Origin of the sequence: Kitasatospora sp. NPDC048722 (assembly GCF_040650235.1) — a bacterium.
In the GTDB taxonomy this organism is placed as follows: domain Bacteria; phylum Actinomycetota; class Actinomycetes; order Streptomycetales; family Streptomycetaceae; genus Kitasatospora.
Map to the genome: position 1 here is coordinate 1 of NZ_JBEZGX010000131.1, position 5,607 is coordinate 5,607.

The 5,607-nt window shown below is 72.4% G+C and carries 6 protein-coding genes and 1 pseudogene; 3 read left to right on the forward strand and 4 right to left on the reverse strand.

Translation table 11 applies throughout. The features are described from left to right. Positions 1-365, forward strand: a 365-nt coding sequence (locus AB0C76_RS40950) for an ROK family protein (RefSeq protein ID WP_359975762.1), incomplete at its 5' end; no start/stop codon positions are given. A 21-nt stretch (positions 366-386) separates the two neighbouring features. Here AB0C76_RS40950 and AB0C76_RS40955 read toward each other — a convergent pair. After that, a complete protein-coding gene (locus tag AB0C76_RS40955; RefSeq protein ID WP_359975765.1) occupies positions 387-2,390 on the reverse strand; it encodes an alpha-amylase family protein in 2,004 nt (667 codons plus the stop codon). A 171-nt stretch (positions 2,391-2,561) separates the two neighbouring features. Between AB0C76_RS40955 and AB0C76_RS40960 the strand changes: the two are divergent. Further along, positions 2,562-2,723, forward strand: a pseudogene (locus AB0C76_RS40960) (sugar ABC transporter substrate-binding protein); the annotation flags it as partial. Positions 2,724-3,019: 296 nt separating this feature from the next. Here the strand turns inward: AB0C76_RS40960 and AB0C76_RS40965 are convergent. Continuing rightward, entirely contained in the window at positions 3,020-3,610 is a 591-nt protein-coding gene (locus AB0C76_RS40965; RefSeq protein WP_359975768.1) for a TetR/AcrR family transcriptional regulator, read from the reverse strand. A gap of 186 nt (positions 3,611-3,796) precedes the next feature. On the opposite strand from AB0C76_RS40965, the gene AB0C76_RS40970 reads away from it, so the two are divergent. Next, entirely contained in the window at positions 3,797-4,333 is a 537-nt protein-coding gene (locus AB0C76_RS40970) for an NAD(P)H-dependent oxidoreductase (protein ID WP_359975770.1), read from the forward strand. A gap of 54 nt (positions 4,334-4,387) precedes the next feature. Here AB0C76_RS40970 and AB0C76_RS40975 read toward each other — a convergent pair whose 3' ends face one another. Both AB0C76_RS40975 and AB0C76_RS40980 read right to left on the reverse strand, forming a co-directional pair. Beyond that, the gene (locus AB0C76_RS40975) at positions 4,388-5,098 is read right to left on the reverse strand and encodes a FadR/GntR family transcriptional regulator (RefSeq protein WP_359975773.1); all 711 of its coding nucleotides are present in this window, start codon (positions 5,096-5,098) and stop codon (positions 4,388-4,390) included. Between the two features lie 96 nt (positions 5,099-5,194). Further along, complete coding sequence (locus tag AB0C76_RS40980; RefSeq protein ID WP_359975776.1) at positions 5,195-5,506, reverse strand: L-rhamnose mutarotase; 312 nt, start codon at positions 5,504-5,506, stop codon at positions 5,195-5,197. Between the last annotated feature and the right edge of the window lie 101 nt (positions 5,507-5,607).

Here is a 5,607-nt window from a genome sequence, read left to right on the forward strand (position 1 = left end):
AGGCCGGCCTCGCGCAGCACCGCCCGGGCGACCCGGTCGCGGCGCTCACCGAGCGGGCGGCCGCCCGGCACGAGCCCACCCTGCGGGCGCTGGACCGCGCGGGGCGTGCCCTGGGCCTCGCCCTCGCGTCCGCCGTGGAGCTGATCGACCCGGACGCCCTCGTCCTCGGCGGCGCCTACGCCGAACTCGCCGACTGGCTACTGCCGTCCGTGCGCGCCGAGTTGGCCACCCGGGTCACCGTCCGGCCTTGGGACCCGGACGCGCTGCGCCCGTCCGCGCTGGGGCGGCGCGGTCCGCTGCTGGGCGCGGCGCTGACGACGGTGCGCCGGATCATGACGGACCCGATGCTGCTGCCCGCCGGGTGACCCGGGGCCGGTACCTCGTGGTCAGTCGTGCTCGACCACGACCATGGCGTGGCCCTCCCCGGTGGTGACCCGCACGCGGACGTACTCGCCGTCGTGCACCCAGGGCAGCTCCTGCCCGGCCGGCTGGAGCCGCACCGAGCGCGGGGCGGTGGCGATCCGGACGGCGACGGGCACGTCGACCAGCGGGAAGGGGTCGTGCACCAGGTCGAGTTCCGGGGTCTCCCGGGACGGGACGAAGCTGATCAGGTGCACCACGGTGCCCGTGGCGGTGCGCTTGGCGGTGGTCTCCAGGTGGACCGGCCCGCCGGCGCGGACGAGCGGGTCCGGCAGGAGCCGGTCCAGGGCGGCGCCGAGCAGCTGGCGGTACGCCTCCAGGCCGTGCAGGTGGAAGGCCTCCAGCAGCGGCACGGTCACCGCGGCCACTCCGTCGCCGACCACGACGGCCGCCTCGTCGGTCGGGTCGGCCGGGGGCGTGTAGGAGTGGCCGCAGAACCGGTCCCAGGAGCGCGGGAAGTAGGGCGCCACCACCCGGGCCAGGACCTCCGCGCCGGGCAGCGCCCGGGCGGTCAGCCGGGAGCCGTGGCCGATGACGGGAAAGCCCTCCGGGACACCGGGGACGCCCTGGCAGGCGAGGAAGACCTCACCGGCCGGCGCGGGTGCCAGGCCTTCGACCGGGAGATCGGGAAGGGCGGGCTCGGAGCCGTTCCTGAGGAGCGCCCGCCCGACCAGCAGCAGGGCCCCGCCCGCCCGGCGGTACGTGTGCAGGCGCTCCGCCAGGTCGTCGTCGACCGTCGTGGTCTCCGGCACGACGACCGCGCGGTAGCCGCTCAGATCGGCCGTCGGCGGGACGACGTCGAACTGGGCCCGGAGCTGCTGCAGCGCACGCACGGCGCCGATGTTGCTCGCGCCGGGGTTGTCGCCGAGGCCGGGGTCGACGACCACGGCGACGTCGCTGATGACCCGGGCGCCGTCCAGGAACGGTTCGCACGCCTCGATGTGCCCGTAGGCCGAGCCGATGAGCTCGTACACCGCCGGAGCGGGAACGCCCCTCGGGTGCAGCACGTCGCCCACACCGCTGGTCAGCCCCTGGCTCAGCATCTGGCTGGTCTCGTAGAGCAGCGCCGCCCGGGGCTTGAGGGCGGCGTTGTCCCCCCAGCTCTCGTGGAACCGCCCGGTGTGGCTGAGGGTGGGCAGACCCATCGGGCGGACGAAGCGGCTCACGTACGGGAGGAAGGCGTAGCCCCAGCCACCGGTGGGGAGCCCCTCGATCTCCACGTGCCGGATGAACTGCCGCTCCTCGGGCAGACCGGTCTTCGGCCTGCCGTTGAACCAGGCGCCCTGCGCGGCGTCCGGGGGAAGGGCCTTCTCCACCATCGCGGAGTAGCGCGCCATGTAGCGCTGGGCGACGAGGTTCGCGTAGCGGTTGCGGTGGTCGGTGTCGGCCGGATCCAGCCCCTCGCGGCGCATGCCGTCCACCGCCCAGCGGCTCGCGCTGGGCTGGTTCCAGCACATGTCGATGAAGATCCCGTCCACCGGCGCGAAGCGCCGCAGCACCTCGTCCAACTGGTCGGCGAAGTAGTCGGCGTAGGGGCTGGACATGTCGAGGATGTTCCACGCCGCGTCGAACGCCGAGGCGGCCCAGCGGGTGAGCTTCAGGTCCTCGCCGTGCGCGATCCACTCGGGGTGCTCGCGGGCGGCGTACTCGTCGACCTGGAGGGACAGGTAGATCGGCGCACGGATGCCCTCGGCGTGCAGGGCCTCGACCTGCTCGGCGAGCAGGTCGAGGCCGGGGGCGAGGCCCGGGTGGCGTTCGGGCCGGTCGGTCCCGTAGTAGAGGTGGCCGTGGTGGCACTTGGCGAAGACGGTGACGCTGTCGACGTGGGCGTCCTTGAAGGCCCGGGCGAAGGCCGCGGGGTCGAAGTCCCTTCCCACGTCGGGGATGTCGGGGCCGGTGTGGAAGTCCAGGTGCACGGTCCGGCGGGGGAAACGATGGAGGGTGTGAGCGTTCACATCGCGTGGGGTCATGGGATGGATTTATAGGCCGTGCGCGCCGAGGAGTCCAGGGATTCGGGGACTATACATCCGATGAACGGCCGTATTTCATCGGCCATACCGGGAAGATATGGCCAAAACCCCGATGTCATGTTTGAGAATCATCGGATGCCTCTACGTGTCGCCCAGGTTTCGCGCTCGTAGCAGGCCGCTGTCGACGGCAAGACGTTCAAGCCCGGCCCGACCGACCACCGGTCGACCATCGTCGCCCTGCCCGACGGGCTGGAGGACCAGCTGCCCGTGTCCTTGGTGGCGAAGGACAACGTCGACGACAAGACCCTCTGGGGCAACGACCTCGGCAAGTAGCCGCAGCGTCAACAGCGCTCCCGCCTTCATGGCCCGTGCGTTCTCGTGGTAGTCGAAGCCGGCCGGGTCCGAGCCCTCGTGGTTCCACGGGTGCGGGCTGTTCGGCAGCACGCAGTCGGAGGTGAACGCGGGGCTCGGCGGCTTCGCTCCGGTCACGTCGTAGTAGCCGGGGTAGCGCCAGTCGGTCGGCGAGTAGTACAGCCCGACCCGCGGGCCCGCCGCGCGCACGGCGTTCACGCAGCCCTTGGCGAAGTCCGTGCCGGCCGGGAACGGTGTGGCCGCCGCCCGGCATGTCCTCAGGCGGTGCCGTCCGGGGCGGGGCAGGCGCTGTGCACCAGGCGCCGGGCCAGGTCGGTGGTGCGGCGGGCGGGACCGTCGGGGCCGAGGACGGTGGCCGTGGCGTAGGCGCCGTTGAGGACCAGCAGGAGTTCGTCGGCGAGCTGCTCGGGGTCGGCGGCGCGGGCGTCGGCGGCCAGGTCGCGCAGCCAGTCGCGGAGTTGCAGCTTGTGGGCGATGGCGACCTGGTTGGCGGGGTGCTCGGGATCGGGGAACTCGGTGTTGGTGTTGAGCATCGGGCAGCCGCGGAAGCCGGCGCGCCCGGTGTGGCCGGTGACCGCCTCGAAGACCGCGACCAGCTTCTCGCGCGGCTCGGCCACCCGGCCGGCGGCCTCGCGCAGCCCGGCGAACCAGCGCTCCGCCCGGTCCTGCACGTAGGCGGTGGCGAGGGCGTCCTTGGTGGGGAACTGGCGGTAGACGGTCGCGTTGCCGACGCCGCTCTCCTTGACCACCAGGTCCATGCCGACCGCACGGATGCCGCGCTGGTAGTAGAGGTCGCCCGCCACGTCCAGGACGTGACGCCGGTTCTCCTGCGCCGTCCTGCGGGCCATGGCTGCCTCCTTGTGCTCGCGCTGGTGCCGCGCTCCGGTCCGTGCGACCGGTCCGTGCGACCGGTCCGTGCGACCGGTCCGTCCGGCCTCGGCGACAAGTTTGACAGACGGATCGTTCCGTCACAACATTTGTGGCGGAACGATCCGTCACATTGACCGCCGCACCCACCGAGGGAGCACCAGGACATGAACAGCCCCGCCGCACCGCGCACCCTGGTCGTCGTCGCACACCCCGACCCGGGCTCCTCCCGGATCACGGCCGGCCTGGCCGACGCGGTCAGGGACCTGGACCACGTCACCGTGCACGACCTGTCCGCCGCCTACCCCGACGGGCGGATCGACGTCGAGCGCGAGCAGGCGCTGCTGCGCGCGCACGACCGGATCGTCTGGCAGTTCCCCTGGCACTGGTACTCGGTGCCGGCCGTGCTCAAGACCTGGATCGACCAGGTGCTGGCGTACGGGTTCGCCTACGGCACCGGCGGGACCGCGTTGCACGGCAAGACCCTCCAGCTGGTCACCTCCACCGGCGCGCCCGAGGACGCCTACGCGCCCGAGGGCCGCAACCGCTTCACGATGGCCCAGCTGATGGCACCGCTGGACGCCACCGCCCACCTGACGGGCATGCGGCTCGCCGAACCCCTGGTGCTGTTCGGCGCCCGCCTGGTCACCGACGAGGAACTCGACGCCCACGCGGAGCACTACCGCACCCTGCTCGCTTCCTGAGAACGTGCCGGGTGGGTGGGCGGCTCGTCCCTCCTTCCGACGCCGCCGGGCCGGTCACGCGTCCTGGTCGGCCCAGAGGTGTGACTCCGCCTCGCCGAGGGTGTCGCGCAGCCACTGCTCGACCCCGGCGACGTGTGCGGTCGCCCAGGCGTGGGCGACCTCCGGCATGCGGCGGGCGATGGCGTCGAGGATGGCACGGTGCTGCTGGCGGGTGCGGGCCACCGCGTCCTCCTCGGTCAGCCCGCGCCAGATCCGCGCGCGCGTGGTGGGCCCGGACAGGCCCTCGATCAGCGAGCAGAGCACGGTGTTGCCCGAGCCGGCCGCGATCATGCGGTGGAACTCCAGGTCGTTGGCGATGAGTTCGTCGAGCGACGCGTCCTCGTCCAGGCCGTCCAGCAGGTCGCGCAGGGCGGCGATGTCCTCGTCGGACATGACCCGGGCGGCCATCGCGGTGGCCGCGGGCTCCAGGATGCGGCGGACCTCCAGGAACTCCAGGACCGTGTTGTCCTGGTGGAAGTCGACCACGAAACCCAGCGCGTCCAGGAGGACTTCGGGCGACAGGCTGGTCACGTACGTGCCGTCGCCCTGGCGCACGTCGAGCACCCGGATGAGCGAGAGGGCCTTGACCGCCTCCCGCAGGGAACTGCGCGAGAGGCCGAGCCGCTCCGCGAGGTCGGCCTCCTTCGGGAGTCTCGAACCGGGGCGGAGCTCACCGCTCACGATCATGGCCTTGATCTTCTCGATCGCCTCGTCGGTGACTGGCACGACTACGCCCTCCTGGTCATCTGATCTTCGCAGCATACGGGTTCCGTCCGGGGCGGCCGCGGTGCTTGCGGGCACCGCGGCCGCCCCGGACGGCCGTCACAGCTCCCACACGACGGGCAGCCCGGCCGCACCGCCCGCCTCGGAGTAGTCGTGGACGACGTCGAGGAGCTCGGCCATCCGCGTCTGCCAGGCGATGTTGACCGGGAGGTGTTCCAGCTCGGCGAGCAGCCGGGCGTAGTCCCCGCACTCCAGCAGGTGGAACAGCTCGGACCCGCTGCGCCAGATGGTCCAGGAGGTCACGCCGGCGGCCCTGATGGCGTCGGTGAGTTCGGCGGGCACCTCGCGGTGCGCGGCCTCGTACTCCTCGATCCGGTCCTCGCGGACGCGGGTGTGCAGGGCGATCCTCATGGCTGCCTCCGTAAGTTGTTAGGCGGCCCGGGAGGGCCGGATGTGGCTAATGGCTGCTTGCCCTTGGTGGCTGCCCTGGAGTGGCCGTCCGGCTCTCCGGG